Source organism: Mesorhizobium sp. ORM8.1 (assembly GCF_053005525.2).
In genome coordinates this window covers 4,611,124-4,625,362 of sequence record NZ_CM132600.1, presented here as the reverse complement: position 1 = coordinate 4,625,362, position 14,239 = coordinate 4,611,124, and the positions used below count along the sequence as shown (strand labels likewise).

Here is a 14,239-nt window from a genome sequence, read left to right as displayed (position 1 = left end):
TTCTCCTTCACATGAAGGGAACCACAATGCTTTCCGGCAGTTGAATGAGCGATGAGCCGATTGGCAGCCTATCGGCTCCGAGGCAGAGCATCATGCGAGAGAATCAATCAGACGTCTTCGATCTGTTTTCGGAGATTTATTCCGACGCGGCCCAGGAAGAGATCAGCCTCCAGCAATATCTGCTAGCCTGCCGCGAGGATAAATCCATGTATGCCTCGGCCCCTGAACGCATGGTCGAGGCAATTGGAGAGCCGAACCTGGTCGACACCAGCAAGGACGAGCGGCTCGGCCGCATTTTCTCCAACCGCACCGTCAAGGTGTATCCCTCCTTTTCCGATTTCTACGGAATGGAAGACACGATCGAGCGCATTGCGGGATATTTCCGCTACGCCTCGCAAGGCCTCGAGGAGCGCAAGCAGATCCTTTATCTGCTGGGCCCGGTCGGCGGCGGCAAATCCTCGCTCGCCGAACGGCTGAAGAAGCTGATGGAGCAGCGCCCGATCTATACGCTCAAGGTCGGCAACCAGATAAGCCCGGTCTTCGAATCGCCGCTCGGCCTTTTCAATCCCGACCGCATGGGCGATTTGCTGGAAGACAAATACGGCATAGCCCGCCGCCGCCTGAACGGGCTGATCTCGCCCTGGGCGGCCAAGCGCCTGGACGAACTGTCCGGCGACATCTCCAAATTCAGCGTCGTCAAGCTGTTGCCGTCACGGCTGCGCCAAATCTCCATCGCCAAGACGGAGCCCGGCGACGAGAACAATCAGGACGTCTCGGCCCTGGTCGGCAAGGTCGACATCAGGCAACTGGAGAACTTCAGCCAGTCCGACCCGGATGCCTATTCCTACAGCGGCGGCCTGAACCGGACGACGCAGGGCCTGCTCGAATTCGTCGAGATGTTCAAGGCCCCCATCAAGGTCCTGCACCCGTTGCTGACGGCGACCCAGGAAGGCAGCTACAACGGCACCGAGAATTTCGGTGCTTTCCCCTACCAGGGCATCGTCGTTGCCCACTCCAACGAATCGGAATGGCAGCAGTTCAAGAACAACAAGAACAATGAGGCCTTCCTCGACCGCATTCTCGTGGTCAAGGTTCCCTATTGCCTCCGTATCACTGAAGAAAGGCATATCTACGAGAAGCTGCTGCGTGAAAGTGAGCTGGCGAACAGCCCCTGCGCGCCAGAGGTGTTGGACATTCTCAGCCGCTTCACCGTGTCGACCCGACTTGCCAAGCACGACAATTCGCCGCTCTACACCAAGATGCGCGCCTATGACGGCGAAAACCTCAAGGAGGTCGATCCGAAGGCCAAGTCGGTCCAGGAATATCGCGATGCCGCCGGCGTCGACGAAGGCATGAACGGGGTCAGCACGCGTTTCGCCTTCAAGATCCTGTCGCAGACCTTCAACTACGACACCAAGGAGGTCGCTGCCGATCCGGTGCACCTGATGTACATCCTCGAGGAGGCGATCAAGCGCGAGCAGTTCCCGAAGGAGACGGAAGCCGCCTATCTCGAATTCATCAAGTCGGAGCTCGCAACACGCTATGCTGAGTTCATCGGTCATGAAATCCAGAAGGCTTATCTGGAATCCTACAGCGAATACGGCCAGAACCTCTTCGACCGCTACATCGCCTACGCCGATGCCTGGATCGAGGATCAGGACTACAAGGACCCCGATACAGGGCAGATCCTCAACCGCGAGGTTCTGGACAAGGAATTGTCGCAGGTCGAGAAACCGGCCGGCATCGCCAACCCCAAGGACTTCCGCAACGAAGTGGTCAAGTTCACGTTGCGCGCCCGGGCGCGCAACCATGGCCGCAATCCATCATGGACGAGTTATGAAAAGCTTCGCGAGGTCATCGAGAAGCGCATGTTCGGCCAGGTCGAGGATCTGCTGCCGGTGATCAGCTTCGGCTCCAAGCAGGACAGCGTCACGGAGAAACGGCACAACGAATTCGTGCAGCGCATGGTCGAGCGCGGCTACACCCAGCGGCAGGTGCGCCGGCTGGTCGACTGGTACATGCGCGTGAACAAGGCGGGCTGAGCAAGGCCCGAACGGTTCCATGCCGATCTTCATCGACCGTCGCCTGAACCCGAAAGACAAAAGCCTGGGCAATCGTCAGCGCTTCCTCCGGCGCGCTCGCGAGGAACTCAAGCGCAGCATCCGCGACCATGTCCGGGCGGGTCGCATCGCGGAGATCGATCGCGAGCATGCCGTGCCTATGCCTCGCAAGGGCACCAGCGAACCGACCTTCGGCGATGACAAGCTAAGCGGCCAGCGCCAGCACGTCCTGCCCGGCAACAGGACGTTCATCTCCGGTGATCTTATCCCCAAGCCTGGTGGCGGGGGAGGCTATGCATCGGCGCCGGGAACCACCGAGATCCGAAGACGACTTTCGCTTCGTGCTGTCGCGCGAGGAAGTGCTCGACCTTTTCTTCGAAGATCTCGAACTGCCCGACCTGGTCAAGCTCAATCTCAAGCAGATATCGAGCTTCAAGCCAAGACGGGCAGGTTTCACTGCAAGCGGAGCGCCGACCAACATCAATGTCGGACGCACGATGCGAAACAGCCACGGGCGCCGCATCGCGCTGCGGCGCCCCAAACAAGCAGAGCTCGACGAAATCGCCCGGCAGATTGCCGAACTGGAAGCGAAGCCTCCAGGCCCAGCAGCGCGCGAACGCATCGCCACCCTGCGCCAGGCGCTTGACCAGCTCGAGCGTCGGCGCAAGCGAATTGCCTATGTCGATCCGGTCGACATCCGTTTCAATCGGTTCGATCCCCAGCCTGTGCCCAATGCGAACGCGGTCATGTTCTGCCTGATGGATGTCTCGGGATCGATGGGAGAGCGCGAGAAGGATCTGGCCAAACGCTTCTTTGTGCTGCTGCATCTGTTTCTGACACGGCGCTACGAACGCACCGACATCGTCTTCATTCGCCACACCCACGAGGCCAAGGAGGTGGACGAACATGCCTTCTTCTATCATACCGAAAGCGGCGGCACCGTCGTCTCCACCGCGCTGGAGGAAATGCACCGCATCATCGAGCAGCGCTATCCGGTCGCCGAATGGAACATCTACGCCGCTCAGGCCTCCGACGGCGACAATTTCGCCACCGACTCCGAGCGCTGCATAGAACTGCTCGACCGCAAGCTCATGCGGCTTTGCCAATATTTCGCCTATGTGGAGATCATCGACGAGCGGGAAAGCCACATTTTCGGTTCGACCGAGAACGGGACATCGCTCTGGCGCGCCTACAACGCCGTCGATGGGAAATGGCCGAACTTCCAGATGAGGCGCATTGCCGCCCCGGCCGATATATACCCGGTCTTTCGCCAGCTCTTCGCCAGGCAGCCTGATCTGCGCAAGAGCGCGTGAGGGGCACCGCCAATGGTCAGTCAGGCGCGCAAATCCGAACTGTTGTTTTCAGGGTCGGACTGGAATTTTGCGAAACTGTCGCGAGTCTACGACGAGATCGAGGCGCTCGGCCTGGAAGAGCTTGGCCTCGACATCTACCCGGTGCAGATGGAGGTCATCTCGTCCGAACAGATGCTCGACGCCTATTCATCGGTCGGCATGCCGCTGATGTACCGGCATTGGTCATTCGGCAAACGTTTTCTCTACGACGAACTTCTCTACCGCAAGGGCGCTCGCGGCTTGGCCTACGAACTGGTCATCAATTCCAATCCCTGCATCGTCTACCTGATGGAAGAGAACACCATGGCCTTGCAGGCTTTGGTGACCGCCCATGCCGCGCTTGGCCACAACCATTTCTTCAAAAACAATCACCTTTTCCGGCAATGGACGGATGCTGGCGGCATCCTGAGCTATCTCGACTTTGCCAAGAGCTATGTAGCCCGATGCGAGGAACGGCATGGCCTGGCCGCCGTGGAGGCGATCCTGGATTCCGCGCACGCGCTGATGGAGCAAGGCGTGTTCCGTTACCGTCGGCCGCCGAAGCTGACGTCCGAGCAGCAACGCGACGGGCTTCGCGAGCGCCTCGAATACGAGGAGCGTTCCTACAACGATTTGTGGCGCACCCTGCCGCCTTCGCAAGACAGCGGCAACACCGAAACAAGCAGCGACGGCGAGGCGGAGCGGAAGAAATCACTCAACCTGCCGGAGGAAAACCTGCTCTATTTCCTCGAGAAGAACAGCCTCGTCCTTGAACCCTGGCAACGGGAGGTCATCCGGATCGTGCGCATCATTGCGCAATATTTTTATCCGCAGCGGCAAACCCAGGTGATGAACGAAGGCTGCGCCACTTTCGTGCATTACACGCTCATGAACACGCTTTTCGACCGTGGCCGCATCAGCGAAGGCGCGATGCTCGAGATCTTGCGCAACCACTCCAACGTCATCTTCCAGCCGGCCTATGACGATCCGCGCTTTTCCGGCATCAATCCCTATGCGTTGGGTCTCGACATGATGCAGGATATCCAGCGCATTTCGACCGCGCCGACCGCGGAGGACCGCGACTGGTTCCCCGACATCGCCGGCCGTGGCGACTGGCGCGACACCCTGCTCGACGCCTGGGCCAACCACCGCGACGAATCCTTCATTCGCCAGTATCTGAGCCCGACCCTGATCCGGAAGTGGCGGCTCTTCGTGCTGGCCGACGGTGCCGACGAGCCGCATTACGAAGTCGCCTCCATCCATAATGAACGCGGCTATGGCAAGATACGGTCAGCGCTCGCTCAAAGCTACGACGTCGGGGCGAGCCGGCCCGACATCCAGGTGGTTGACGTCGACCTCCTGGGCGACCGGCATCTGCGACTTCAGCACACAGTGAAGGACCGCATCATGCTCGAGGGCGAAAGCCGCGATGCAACCCTGCGCCACATCCGGAACTTGTGGGGCTACGACGTCAGCCTGACCGCAATTGATGGTGGAACTGGCGCAACGCTCAGCGAACGCTCGACAAAGCAGTTTTGAGTTTCAGGCAACTGCCGGTTTAACCCTCGCCGGCCGGCCTGATCCTCAATCTGGCGATGCGATTCTTGTCGCGCTTCATCACCACGAAACGCTTGCCGTGGAAGGTGAAGGCCTGCTTTTCCTCGGGGATCGACTGGGTCTCGTGGATGACCAAACCGGCGATCGTGGTGGCTTCCTCATCGGGCAGGTCCCAGTCGAGCGCCCGGTTCAAATCGCGGATCGACACCGTGCCGTCGACGACCACCGAGCCGTCGGCCTCCTTCTTGACGCCCTGCATGTCGATATCGTGTTCGTCGGCGATCTCTCCTACGATCTCCTCGATGATGTCTTCGAGCGTCACCAGCCCTTCGACCTCGCCATACTCGTCGACGACGATGGCGAAATGCGCCTTGCGGCGCAGGAAGGCGTTGAGCTGCTCCTGCAAGGTGGTGGTGTCCGGCACAAACCACGGTTTCGACGCGATCTTCATCACGTCGATCTGGGAAAAATCGTTGCCGACTTCGTTGAGGGCCCTCAGCAGATCCTTGGCGTGCAGCACGCCGACAATGTTGTCGAGCGAGCCTTTCCACAGCGGCATGCGGGTGTGCGGGCTCTGCAGGATCTCGCGCACCACGGCTTCGGGCGCATTGTCGGCATTGACGGAGCGCATATTGGTGCGGTGGACCATGACGTCGGACACTTCGAGCTCGGCGAGGTCGAACAGGCCGCCGACGCGGTCGCGATCCTCGCGCACCACCTGGCCGTCGCGGCGGAAATCGTCGACCGCGCCGCGCAATTCGTCCTGGGTCGACCGCTGCGGCTCGATACGCGACAGCTCATAGCCGAAGACCGCAAGCAGGCGCTTGCGCAAGGCGACAGCCAGCACGATGAGCACGGCGAGAACGGCAAAGACGATCCAGCCGCTGTCGCTGTTCATCTTAGCCGGCTTTCGTGTTGGCTGGATGCTTCGCCTTGAGGAATGAGAGCACCTCGGAAGGCGGCACGTCCCTGGCGATAAAGGCTTGGCCCACGCCGTGCGTCAGGATGAAGGTCAGCGCGCCGCGCGACACCTTCTTGTCCTGGGCGATGAAGCCAAGCAGCGCTTCGGCATCCGGCAGTTCGCCGGGGATGTCGGACATCCGCCAGGGCAGGCCGACGGCACGCAGATGCGCCTCGACGCGCTCGGCATCGTCCGGGCTCGCCAGATTGAGCCGCGTCGAAAAACGATGCGCCAGCGCCATGCCGATGGCAACGCCTTCGCCATGGACGAGGCGTGCGCCGTCATAGTGCGTGGCAGCTTCCAGCGCATGGCCGAACGTGTGGCCGAGATTGAGCAACGCGCGATCGCCGGTTTCGAACTCGTCGCGGGCAACCACATCGGCCTTGGCGCGGCAGGCTTCGGCGATCGCCTCGATCCGAGCCGGGCCGCCGGCAAACACATCGCGCCAATTCTGCTCCAGCCAGGCGAAGAAGGCCGGTCGGTCGATCAGCCCGTATTTGGCAAGCTCGGCATAGCCGGCGCGGAATTCGCGGATCGGCAGCGTGTCGAGCACGCCGGTATCGGCCAGCACCAATCTGGGCTGATGGAAGACGCCGACAAGGTTCTTGCCGCGCGCACTGTTGATGCCGGTCTTGCCGCCGACAGAGGAATCGACCTGCGCCAGGAGCGTGGTCGGGATCTGCACGAAATGCATGCCGCGCCGCACGATGCCGGATGCGAAGCCGGCGAGATCGCCGATAACGCCGCCGCCGAGCGCAATCACCGTGTCGCGGCGCTCGAGCCTTGCGGCTAGCACGCCATCGACCACCTCTTCAAGGTGAGCGAAGCTTTTGGTTTTCTCGCCGGCCGGCAGCGTGATGACGGCGGATTGGATGCCGCCCCGCTCAAGCCCCGCCGTCAGGGTTTCGAGATGCGCGGCAGCCACATTCTCGTCGGTGACGACGGCCGCGCGAGTGCCGGGAAGCCGCCGCGCGATCTCCTCGCCCGAGCGCGCGAGCAACCCCGGTCCGATCAGTATGTCATAAGCGCGCTCGCCGAGCCCGACTTCGACCTTCACCGGTTCGCTCACGATTGCACCTCGTCGCTGGTGGCGATCGCGGCGATGCCGAGATGCACGCAAAGTGTCGAAACCACCTCGCCGGCGATGATCTCCTTGCGGTCGTCGCGCGTCGGCACCGTCAGGTCGGCCGTGGCATAGACCGGATAGCGCTCGACCATCAGCTTCTCCAGCACTTTGCGTGGATCGGAGTTTTTCAAAAGCGGCCGGTTCGGCTTCTTGGAAACCCGTTCCATCAACAGGTCGAGATCGGCCTTCAGCCACACCGATACGCCATGGGCGGCAATCGCCTCGCGGGTCTGCGCGTTCATGAAGGCGCCGCCACCGGTCGACAGCACCTGCGGGCCGTTTTCCAGCAAGCGCAGGATCACCCGCTGCTCCAGCGCGCGGAACTCCGGTTCGCCATAGCGCTCGAACAGTTCCGGTATCGTCATGCGCGAAACGCTTTCGATCTCCTGGTCACTGTCGGTGAAAGGCAGCGACAGCATCGTCGCCACCTTGCGCCCGATCGCCGTCTTGCCTGCCCCCATCAATCCGACGAAGACGAGCGAGCGGCTGCCGAGCTTTTCGAGCAGCGCGACACGGCCTTCGTCCGGCGGATTTGCAGGCAATGCGTTCATGCGGACCCTCTTTGCGCCGTATCGACATCAAAAGCCTGTTTGCGTCAAGCACGGCGCGGAAGGCTGGCCTTTCACTTGGCTTTTGCCACGAGCCCGTTCCGCGCGCGAGGCTTCGTCCTTGAATTGGTCGGGTTGGCGTCCCATAAGGGCACAGGGGCTGGAATCGCAGAACAACAAGACGGGCGAAAATTGAATGCCGACTTTGTTTCGGTTTGTTGTGACGGTGGCGGTTCTGGCCGGTATTGCCTATGGCGCGATGTTTGCTTTGGCGATGTTCGTCGAGCCCAAGAAGGCGGAAATGAGCGTGCGCATTCCGGCCGACAAGCTCAATCCGAAGAAGAACTGACCAAGAGCTGATCCTGGCCCGATGAACAGCGCAGCCCGCATCGAAGCCTTCCTCGAAATGATGAGCGCCGAACGGGGGGCGGCCGAAAACACCCTCTCTTCCTACCGACGCGATCTGGAGGATGCCTCGCAAGCGATCCGCGGCGGACTGGCGGCGGCGGGATCGTCCGACATCCGCGCCTATCTCGACGACATCGCCGCGCGCGGCTTCGCGCCGACCTCGCAGGCGCGCAAATTGTCGGCCATCCGCCAGTTCTTCAAATTCCTCTATGCCGAGAACCTGCGCGGCGACGACCCGACCGGCACGCTGGACAGTCCGCGCAAGGGCCGGCCGCTGCCGAAGACGATGAGTGAGGCCGAGACCGGCCGCCTGCTCGACCGCGCGGCGCAGGAGGCGTTAGACGTCGCGCCGGACGGCGACAGGCTGGCGGCATTGCGGCTGCACGCGCTGGTCGAGGTTCTCTATGCCACCGGCCTGCGCGTGTCCGAGCTGGTCGGCCTGCCGGTGACGGTGGCGCTGCGCGACGACCGTTTTTTCATGGTGCGCGGCAAGGGCGACAAGGAACGCATGGTGCCGCTCTCGACCAAGGCGCGAACCGCCATGCGCGCCTGGCTTGTCGCCAGGGCCGAACGACCGGCCTTTGCCGAAAGCCCGTTCCTGTTCCCCGCTTCTTCCGACAGCGGTCATCTCTCCCGGCAGGTTTTTGCCCGCGATCTCAAGGGGTTGGCAGCGCGCGCCGGCATTGCCGCCGCAAAAATCTCGCCGCACGTGCTTCGCCATGCTTTTGCCAGCCATTTGCTGCAGAACGGCGCCGACCTCAGAGCCGTTCAGCAATTGCTTGGCCACGCCGACATCTCGACGACGCAGATCTATACCCATGTGCTCGAAGAGCGGCTGGTGCGGCTGGTCAACGATCATCATCCGCTTGCCGACTAGGCCTCATATCGCTATGTGAGGGCGACGTTCCACCGCCCGGAGCCTGCTTTTTCGCGGTTCCGCCAGCCATTAGCCTTCCGACGGATCGGTCCGCCCAAGAATGTACAACTACCTCGATTTCGAAAAGCCGGTGCAGGATCTGGAGCTCAAGATCCTTGAGCTTAAGAAGCTTGCCGAGAATGGCGAAGCGGTCGATGTGGCGGATGAGATCAGCAGGCTGGAGAAGCGCTCGCGCGATGCGCTGCGCGAGCTCTACAGGGCGCTTACCCCTTGGCAGAAGGTGCAGGTCGCCCGCCATCCCGACCGCCCGCACTGCGTCGACTATATCAAAGGCCTGTTCACCGATTTCACGCCGTTGGCCGGTGACCGCAATTTCGGCGACGACGAAGCCATCGTCGGCGGCTTCGCCCGCTTCCGCGGCGAGCCGGTCGCGGTGATCGGTCAGGAAAAGGGCTCCGACACGGCAAGCCGCATCAAGCACAATTTCGGCTCGGTGCGGCCCGAGGGCTACCGCAAGGCGGTGCGCGTGATGGAGCTTGCCGACCGCTTCAGCATTCCTTTGCTCACGCTGGTCGACACCGCCGGCGCCTATCCCGGCGTTGGCGCCGAGGAGCGTGGCCAGGCCGAGGCCATCGCCCGTTCGACGTCGGCCTGCCTATCGCTGAAGGTGCCGTCGATCTCGGTGGTCATCGGCGAAGGCGGCTCCGGCGGCGCGATCGCGATCGCCACCGCCAACCGCGTCTATATGCTGGAACATGCCATCTATTCGGTGATCTCGCCGGAGGGCGCGGCCTCGATCCTGTGGCGCGACACCACCCGCTCGAAAGACGCGGCGACCAACATGAAGATCACCGCGCAGGATCTTCTGGAAATGAAGATCATCGACGCTATCATCCCCGAGCCGATGGGCGGCGCCCAGCGCGCGCCGGAAACCGTGATTGCCGCGACCGGCGATCTCATCGCCAGGACGATGAAGGATTTTGGCGGCGCCAACACCGATTTCCGCGAGCAGCGCCGCGAGAAATATCTGGCGATGGGCCGCAGCCTCTGAGGCAGCCAAGCTGTTCAACTGTGGCCGGAATGAGCAATTCCGCCACAAAAATGCCGCCGCATTCGCGTCAATGGATTTGACGCGAGGGGTTGGCCCGGTCTTGCGGTCAAGGCTTGCGGTAAGGAATTTTCAAGGTTAACGGGCTTACGGTCCGTCAGTATTCAGCATGGCGGCCCCGATCACGATTGCGGCCGTTGGCCCTAGAGAAAAGACATAGCCGTACCGATGTTTGCCAAGCTTGCCCGCACCGGAGTTCTGATCGCCGCCATTGGCGTCGCCGGCTGCAATGATTCGTCGATGAAGAATTTCGCGCCGGAGGCCAGCAAGCCGCTGCCCGACAAGATCCTTGCCGACATGCAGGCCAAGGGCATGATCCGCACCTCTTCCGTGATGGCGCGTATCTTCAAGGAAGAAGGCAAGCTGGAGATCTGGAAGGCCAAGACCAATGGCCGCTACGATCTCGTCGCCAGCTACGACATCTGCAAATGGTCGGGCAAGCTCGGCCCGAAATACACCGAGGGCGACCGCCAGGCGCCGGAAGGCTTCTACACTGTCCGTCCGTCGCAGATGAATCCGCGCTCGAACTACCATCTGTCGTTCAACATCGGCTTTCCCAACGCCTATGACCGCGCCAATGGCCGCACGGGTCAGAACCTGATGGTGCATGGCGCCTGTTCGTCGTCGGGCTGCTATTCGATGACCGATGCGCAGATCGAGCAGATCTATGCTTTCGGCCGCGACGCCTTCCAGGGTGGCCAGACCGAATTCCAGATCCAGGCCTTTCCCTTCCGCATGACGGCCGCCAACATGGCGCGCTACCGCAACGACCCGAACTACGAGTTCTGGAAGATGCTGAAGGTCGGCTACGACAATTTCGAGATCACCAAGGTGCCGCCAAAGGTCGACGTCTGCGAAAAGCGCTACATCTTCAACCAGGTGGCGCCTGAGGGCACGACCTTCGACCCGACCGGCCCCTGCCCGGCGATGACGCAGCCGGATTCGCTGAAATCGGCCTATGCCAATTACGAGAAGAGCTACGACGCGGCCTTCAATTCGGCCGTGAACTCCAGCACGCCGCCGCCGAAGCCGACCATTGCCGGCGTCAAGGAAGCCAGCATCGTCTCCGACTGGTCGAAGCGCCGGGCCCGTGGCGAGCGCGTGCCGATCGACCCGCCATCGATGAATTCCGACGGCTCGGTGACAGAGACGACGCGCATGGGCCGCATCGATTCGCCAACCGGCCGCAAGATGGCGGCGCTCGACGCGGAAAAAGAAGCCAAGCGCAAGGCCGAAGAGCAGCGCGTGGCGGCGATCGAGGCGGCCAAGGCCGCCAAGCAAGCCGCCAAGGCTCAGGCGCTGGCCGAAAAGGAAGCCGCCAAGCAGGCAGCCCAGCAGCCGGTGGTCACCGCAGGTGTCGAAACAGCGCCCGCCCAGCCGGCGGCCGAAACGCAGGCGGCGGATGCCGACCAGGGCACTGTCTCGAAGCTGAAGAAGAAGCTGCTCGGCATGTTCGGCGGCTGAAGCTTCGATGCATGTCGCCCAAAAGCATGCGCTCGGGCATTGACTCGGGGGCAAGGCGGTTTTGGGATAACGACATGCATGAACAAAAGGCAAAGCAGGCGGCTATTTACGACCTCAAAGGCCTCAACTGCCCGCTGCCGGTGCTGAAGGCCCGTAAGCGGCTGGCCGCGATGCTGCCGGGCAGCCGGTTGTGGCTTGAGACCACGGATCCGCTGGCGGTCATCGACATTCCAGCTTTCTGCGCCGATGCTGGCCACCGATTGGTCGAGACAGCCGCAATTGGCGGCGGCCATCGCTTCCTCGTCGAACGTGGCAGCGCGGCCTGACCCCTGACTGTTTTTGGCTTATAGCCCGGCGATCGCCAGCGGGTTGGCCTCAAGCGCCGCCCGGTCAGGTGTGTCGACCGACGGCTTGTTGGTGAAAGCCGCGAACAGGCGCGGGATATAATCCTGCGGCATGTCGAGCGTGATCAGAACCAGCCTGGTGCCGCGCTGGCCGTCCGGCCAGGCCGGCAGCCTTGCCGGCGGATGCAGGATCTTCTGCACGCCGTGAATGACCAGCGGTCGCGATGGATCCTCCATGAGCTCGATGACGCCCTTCATGCGCAGCAGCTTCTCGCCATGGGTGGAGCGCAGGAGATCGAGGAACATCTCGATCGCCGAGAATGGCACCGGGCCGTCATGAACGAGCGAATGCGAGCGCACGCGGGCATCGTGGCGATGGTGATCATGGTGATGATCCTGATCATGGTGATGATCGTGATCATCGTCATGGTGATGATGGTGATCACGCGCCGCTTCTTCACCCAGCCAGCGGCGCACATCGGCGCTCTTGGTTTCAGGGTTGTAGAGCCCGCAATTGAACAGCGACGCAGCACCGGCATCGGCAACATCGAGAACCGCGGCGCCCGGATTGATCTGCTTCAGTCGCGCCCGCAATGCCTCGATATCGGCCGCATCGGCAAGGTCGGTCTTGGTCAGCACGATGCGATCGGCGACCGCCGCCTGCTTGAGAGCCTCGACATGGGCGTCGAGTGTGGCCTCGCCATTGACGGCGTCGACCAGCGTGATGACCCCGTCGAGCCGGAAGGCCTGCACCAATGCCGGATGCGCCATGATCGACTGCAGCACCGGCGCCGGATCGGCCAGGCCGGTGGTTTCGACCACAACCCGCGCCAGCCTCTCGATGCGGCCGGTCTGCAACCGGTCGACAAGGTCGGCCAGCGTGTCGACGAGATCGCCGCGCACCGTGCAGCATAGGCAGCCGTCGGAAAGCTGGATAATGCCATCGGAGGCCTGCTCGACAAGCAAATGGTCGATCGCCACCTCGCCGAACTCGTTGATGATCACCGCCGTGTCGGTCAGATGTGGATCCTTGAGCAGCCGGTTGAGCAGCGTCGTCTTGCCGGCGCCGAGGAAGCCGGTGAGCACCGAGACGGGAATGGGGAAACCTACCACGGCCCTAGTTCGCTGCCTTGGCCGGCTGATCGCCCTGGGCGGCGGCGGCGGCCGTTCCGGTTGCCAGCGGTTCGGTGCCGGCCGGCGCCGGTTTGTCGGGCCGCCAACTCGGCAGTGGCACGTCGGCAAAGTTCTGGTCGGCCTGGTCGGCAAAGGCCTTGGGCGCCGGTCCGGTGGCGCCGCCGAGGCCGACCGCAATCAGCGTCGGATGGTCGAGCTTGACCTGATAGGGTGATTTCGGCGCACCCTTGGCCGCAACCTCGGGCGCCGCCTCGGACTGCTCCTCAGGCGCCTTCTTCTTGCAGATCTCGTCATGCATGTCGTTGGGCGACAGCGTGTCGCCATACGGCTTGAGCGCGGCCAGTGTCGTCGAGGTGGTTGCCGGCATATCAAAACCCTGGTCGAGCAGCTTTGCCGCCGCTTCGGCCCGGCTGACGGCGGATTTCTCGCCGAGCACCACGGCAACCAGGGTGCGGCCGTTGCGGGTCGCCGAGCCGATCATGTTGAAGCCCGACGAACAGACGAAGCCGGTCTTCATGCCGTCGGCGCCGGGATAGCGGCCGATGAGCAGATTGTAGTTCGGGATGGCCTTCTTGCCGACGGCAAGCCCTTCGATCGAGAACCAGGGCGCATATTGCGGGAAATCGGTGCGCAAGGCCGTCACCAGCACCGCCAGGTCACGCGCCGTCGTATACTGTTCCGGCGAATAGAGCCCGTTCGGGTTGACGAAATGCGTGCCCACCATGCCGAGCCGGGCCGCCTCGGCGTTCATGCGGATGGCAAACCCGGCCTGCGAGCCGCCGATGTTTTCGCCCACCGCCATGGCGATGTCGTTGGCCGATTTGACCAGCATCATCTTCAACGCATTGTCGAGCCGCATCACCGAGCCCGGCTTGAAGCCCATCTTGCTCGGCGGCTCACCGGCCGAATGTTTCGTCACCTTGATCGGCGAATCGAGCGCCACCTCGCCGGCGGCAATCGCCCGGAAGGTGACATAGGCAGTCATCAGCTTGCTAAGCGAAGCCGGATACCAGCGTTTGAAGGCGTCCTGATGCTCGAGCACGTTGCCGCTCTTCAGGTCGAACAGGACCACCGGATTGGCGCGTGCTGCACCAATGGACACCGGAAGCGCCAGCGCGCTCGCCAGCAATAGGTTGAGGAAATGCCCTTGCCGCATGATCTATTCCGAAATCGCCTCTTGCCGTAATCGCCGCTGGCTCCGTAAGATTTGGTTACACGGTCGCCAGCACAATGCGGGCCGACCCTCGACCCCGGACCGCATTCTGCGGTGCTATTTATGCTATGTGACGCCAAAATGGCAAAGAGCCGGACAATCACAATT

12 protein-coding genes and 1 pseudogene are annotated in these 14,239 nt (G+C 62.3%); 8 read left to right on the top strand and 5 right to left on the bottom strand.

All coding sequences use genetic code 11. The features are described 5' to 3' along the window. Window positions 1-92 precede the first annotated feature (92 nt). From ACVDG8_RS23280 to ACVDG8_RS23270, 3 genes and pseudogenes are all read left to right on the top strand, one after another. On the top strand, window positions 93-2,042 hold the full coding sequence (locus ACVDG8_RS23280; RefSeq protein WP_447256813.1) for a PrkA family serine protein kinase: 1,950 nt from the start codon (window positions 93-95) through the stop codon (window positions 2,040-2,042). A 19-nt stretch (window positions 2,043-2,061) separates the two neighbouring features. Beyond that, window positions 2,062-3,373: pseudogene (locus ACVDG8_RS23275) on the top strand (YeaH/YhbH family protein). A gap of 12 nt (window positions 3,374-3,385) precedes the next feature. Then, window positions 3,386-4,930, top strand: coding sequence for a SpoVR family protein (locus ACVDG8_RS23270; RefSeq protein ID WP_447256811.1), 1,545 nt, complete (start codon window positions 3,386-3,388; stop codon window positions 4,928-4,930). A 19-nt stretch (window positions 4,931-4,949) separates the two neighbouring features. On the opposite strand, the gene ACVDG8_RS23265 is transcribed toward ACVDG8_RS23270, so the two are convergent. From ACVDG8_RS23265 to ACVDG8_RS23255, 3 genes are read right to left on the bottom strand one after another with little or no spacing between them, the layout of a single operon-like run. After that, window positions 4,950-5,846, bottom strand: a complete 897-nt coding sequence (locus ACVDG8_RS23265; RefSeq protein WP_447256810.1) for an HlyC/CorC family transporter — start codon at window positions 5,844-5,846, stop codon at window positions 4,950-4,952. A 1-nt stretch (window position 5,847) separates the two neighbouring features. After that, entirely contained in the window at window positions 5,848-6,978 is a 1,131-nt protein-coding gene (gene aroB / locus ACVDG8_RS23260; protein WP_447256809.1) for a 3-dehydroquinate synthase, read from the bottom strand. Then, window positions 6,975-7,586 carry a shikimate kinase gene (locus ACVDG8_RS23255; RefSeq protein WP_447256808.1) on the bottom strand — a complete coding sequence of 204 codons (612 nt, stop codon included), beginning with the start codon at window positions 7,584-7,586 and terminating at the stop codon, window positions 6,975-6,977. The genes aroB and ACVDG8_RS23255 overlap by 4 nt, the downstream gene beginning before the upstream one ends. Window positions 7,587-7,779: 193 nt before the next feature. Here ACVDG8_RS23255 and ACVDG8_RS23250 point away from each other — a divergent pair, with 193 nt between their 5' ends. The 5 genes from ACVDG8_RS23250 (at window position 7,780) to ACVDG8_RS23230 (ending at window position 11,766) form a co-directional block, all read left to right on the top strand. Then, complete coding sequence (locus ACVDG8_RS23250; protein WP_371012981.1) at window positions 7,780-7,932, top strand: histidine kinase; 153 nt, start codon at window positions 7,780-7,782, stop codon at window positions 7,930-7,932. A gap of 21 nt (window positions 7,933-7,953) precedes the next feature. Further along, window positions 7,954-8,868 (top strand): site-specific tyrosine recombinase XerD, encoded by a 915-nt coding sequence (locus ACVDG8_RS23245; protein ID WP_447256807.1) that lies wholly within the window; start codon window positions 7,954-7,956, stop codon window positions 8,866-8,868. Window positions 8,869-8,968: 100 nt separating this feature from the next. Further along, window positions 8,969-9,919, top strand: a complete 951-nt coding sequence (locus ACVDG8_RS23240) for an acetyl-CoA carboxylase carboxyltransferase subunit alpha (RefSeq protein WP_447256806.1) — start codon at window positions 8,969-8,971, stop codon at window positions 9,917-9,919. A 225-nt stretch (window positions 9,920-10,144) separates the two neighbouring features. Then, the gene (locus tag ACVDG8_RS23235; RefSeq protein WP_447256805.1) at window positions 10,145-11,440 is read left to right on the top strand and encodes a L,D-transpeptidase family protein; all 1,296 of its coding nucleotides are present in this window, start codon (window positions 10,145-10,147) and stop codon (window positions 11,438-11,440) included. A gap of 74 nt (window positions 11,441-11,514) precedes the next feature. Next, entirely contained in the window at window positions 11,515-11,766 is a 252-nt protein-coding gene (locus ACVDG8_RS23230; RefSeq protein ID WP_447256804.1) for a sulfurtransferase TusA family protein, read from the top strand. 18 nt (window positions 11,767-11,784) lie between these two features. Here ACVDG8_RS23230 and ACVDG8_RS23225 read toward each other — a convergent pair whose 3' ends face one another. Both ACVDG8_RS23225 and ACVDG8_RS23220 read right to left on the bottom strand, forming a co-directional pair. Then, on the bottom strand, window positions 11,785-12,897 hold the full coding sequence (locus ACVDG8_RS23225; RefSeq protein ID WP_447256803.1) for a CobW family GTP-binding protein: 1,113 nt from the start codon (window positions 12,895-12,897) through the stop codon (window positions 11,785-11,787). A gap of 4 nt (window positions 12,898-12,901) precedes the next feature. Continuing rightward, window positions 12,902-14,074 (bottom strand): D-alanyl-D-alanine carboxypeptidase family protein, encoded by a 1,173-nt coding sequence (locus ACVDG8_RS23220; protein ID WP_447256802.1) that lies wholly within the window; start codon window positions 14,072-14,074, stop codon window positions 12,902-12,904. Window positions 14,075-14,239 lie beyond the last annotated feature (165 nt).

Coding starts and splice junctions, on each gene's coding strand:
- ACVDG8_RS23280 (WP_447256813.1), top strand. CDS start 93: ATGCGAGAGAATCAATCAGACGTCTTCGATCTGTTTTCGGAGATTTAT.
- ACVDG8_RS23270 (WP_447256811.1), top strand. CDS start 3,386: ATGGTCAGTCAGGCGCGCAAATCCGAACTGTTGTTTTCAGGGTCGGAC.
- ACVDG8_RS23265 (WP_447256810.1), bottom strand. CDS start 5,846: ATGAACAGCGACAGCGGCTGGATCGTCTTTGCCGTTCTCGCCGTGCTC.
- ACVDG8_RS23255 (WP_447256808.1), bottom strand. CDS start 7,586: ATGAACGCATTGCCTGCAAATCCGCCGGACGAAGGCCGTGTCGCGCTG.
- ACVDG8_RS23250 (WP_371012981.1), top strand. CDS start 7,780: ATGCCGACTTTGTTTCGGTTTGTTGTGACGGTGGCGGTTCTGGCCGGT.
- ACVDG8_RS23245 (WP_447256807.1), top strand. CDS start 7,954: ATGAACAGCGCAGCCCGCATCGAAGCCTTCCTCGAAATGATGAGCGCC.
- ACVDG8_RS23240 (WP_447256806.1), top strand. CDS start 8,969: ATGTACAACTACCTCGATTTCGAAAAGCCGGTGCAGGATCTGGAGCTC.
- ACVDG8_RS23235 (WP_447256805.1), top strand. CDS start 10,145: ATGTTTGCCAAGCTTGCCCGCACCGGAGTTCTGATCGCCGCCATTGGC.
- ACVDG8_RS23230 (WP_447256804.1), top strand. CDS start 11,515: ATGCATGAACAAAAGGCAAAGCAGGCGGCTATTTACGACCTCAAAGGC.
- ACVDG8_RS23220 (WP_447256802.1), bottom strand. CDS start 14,074: ATGCGGCAAGGGCATTTCCTCAACCTATTGCTGGCGAGCGCGCTGGCG.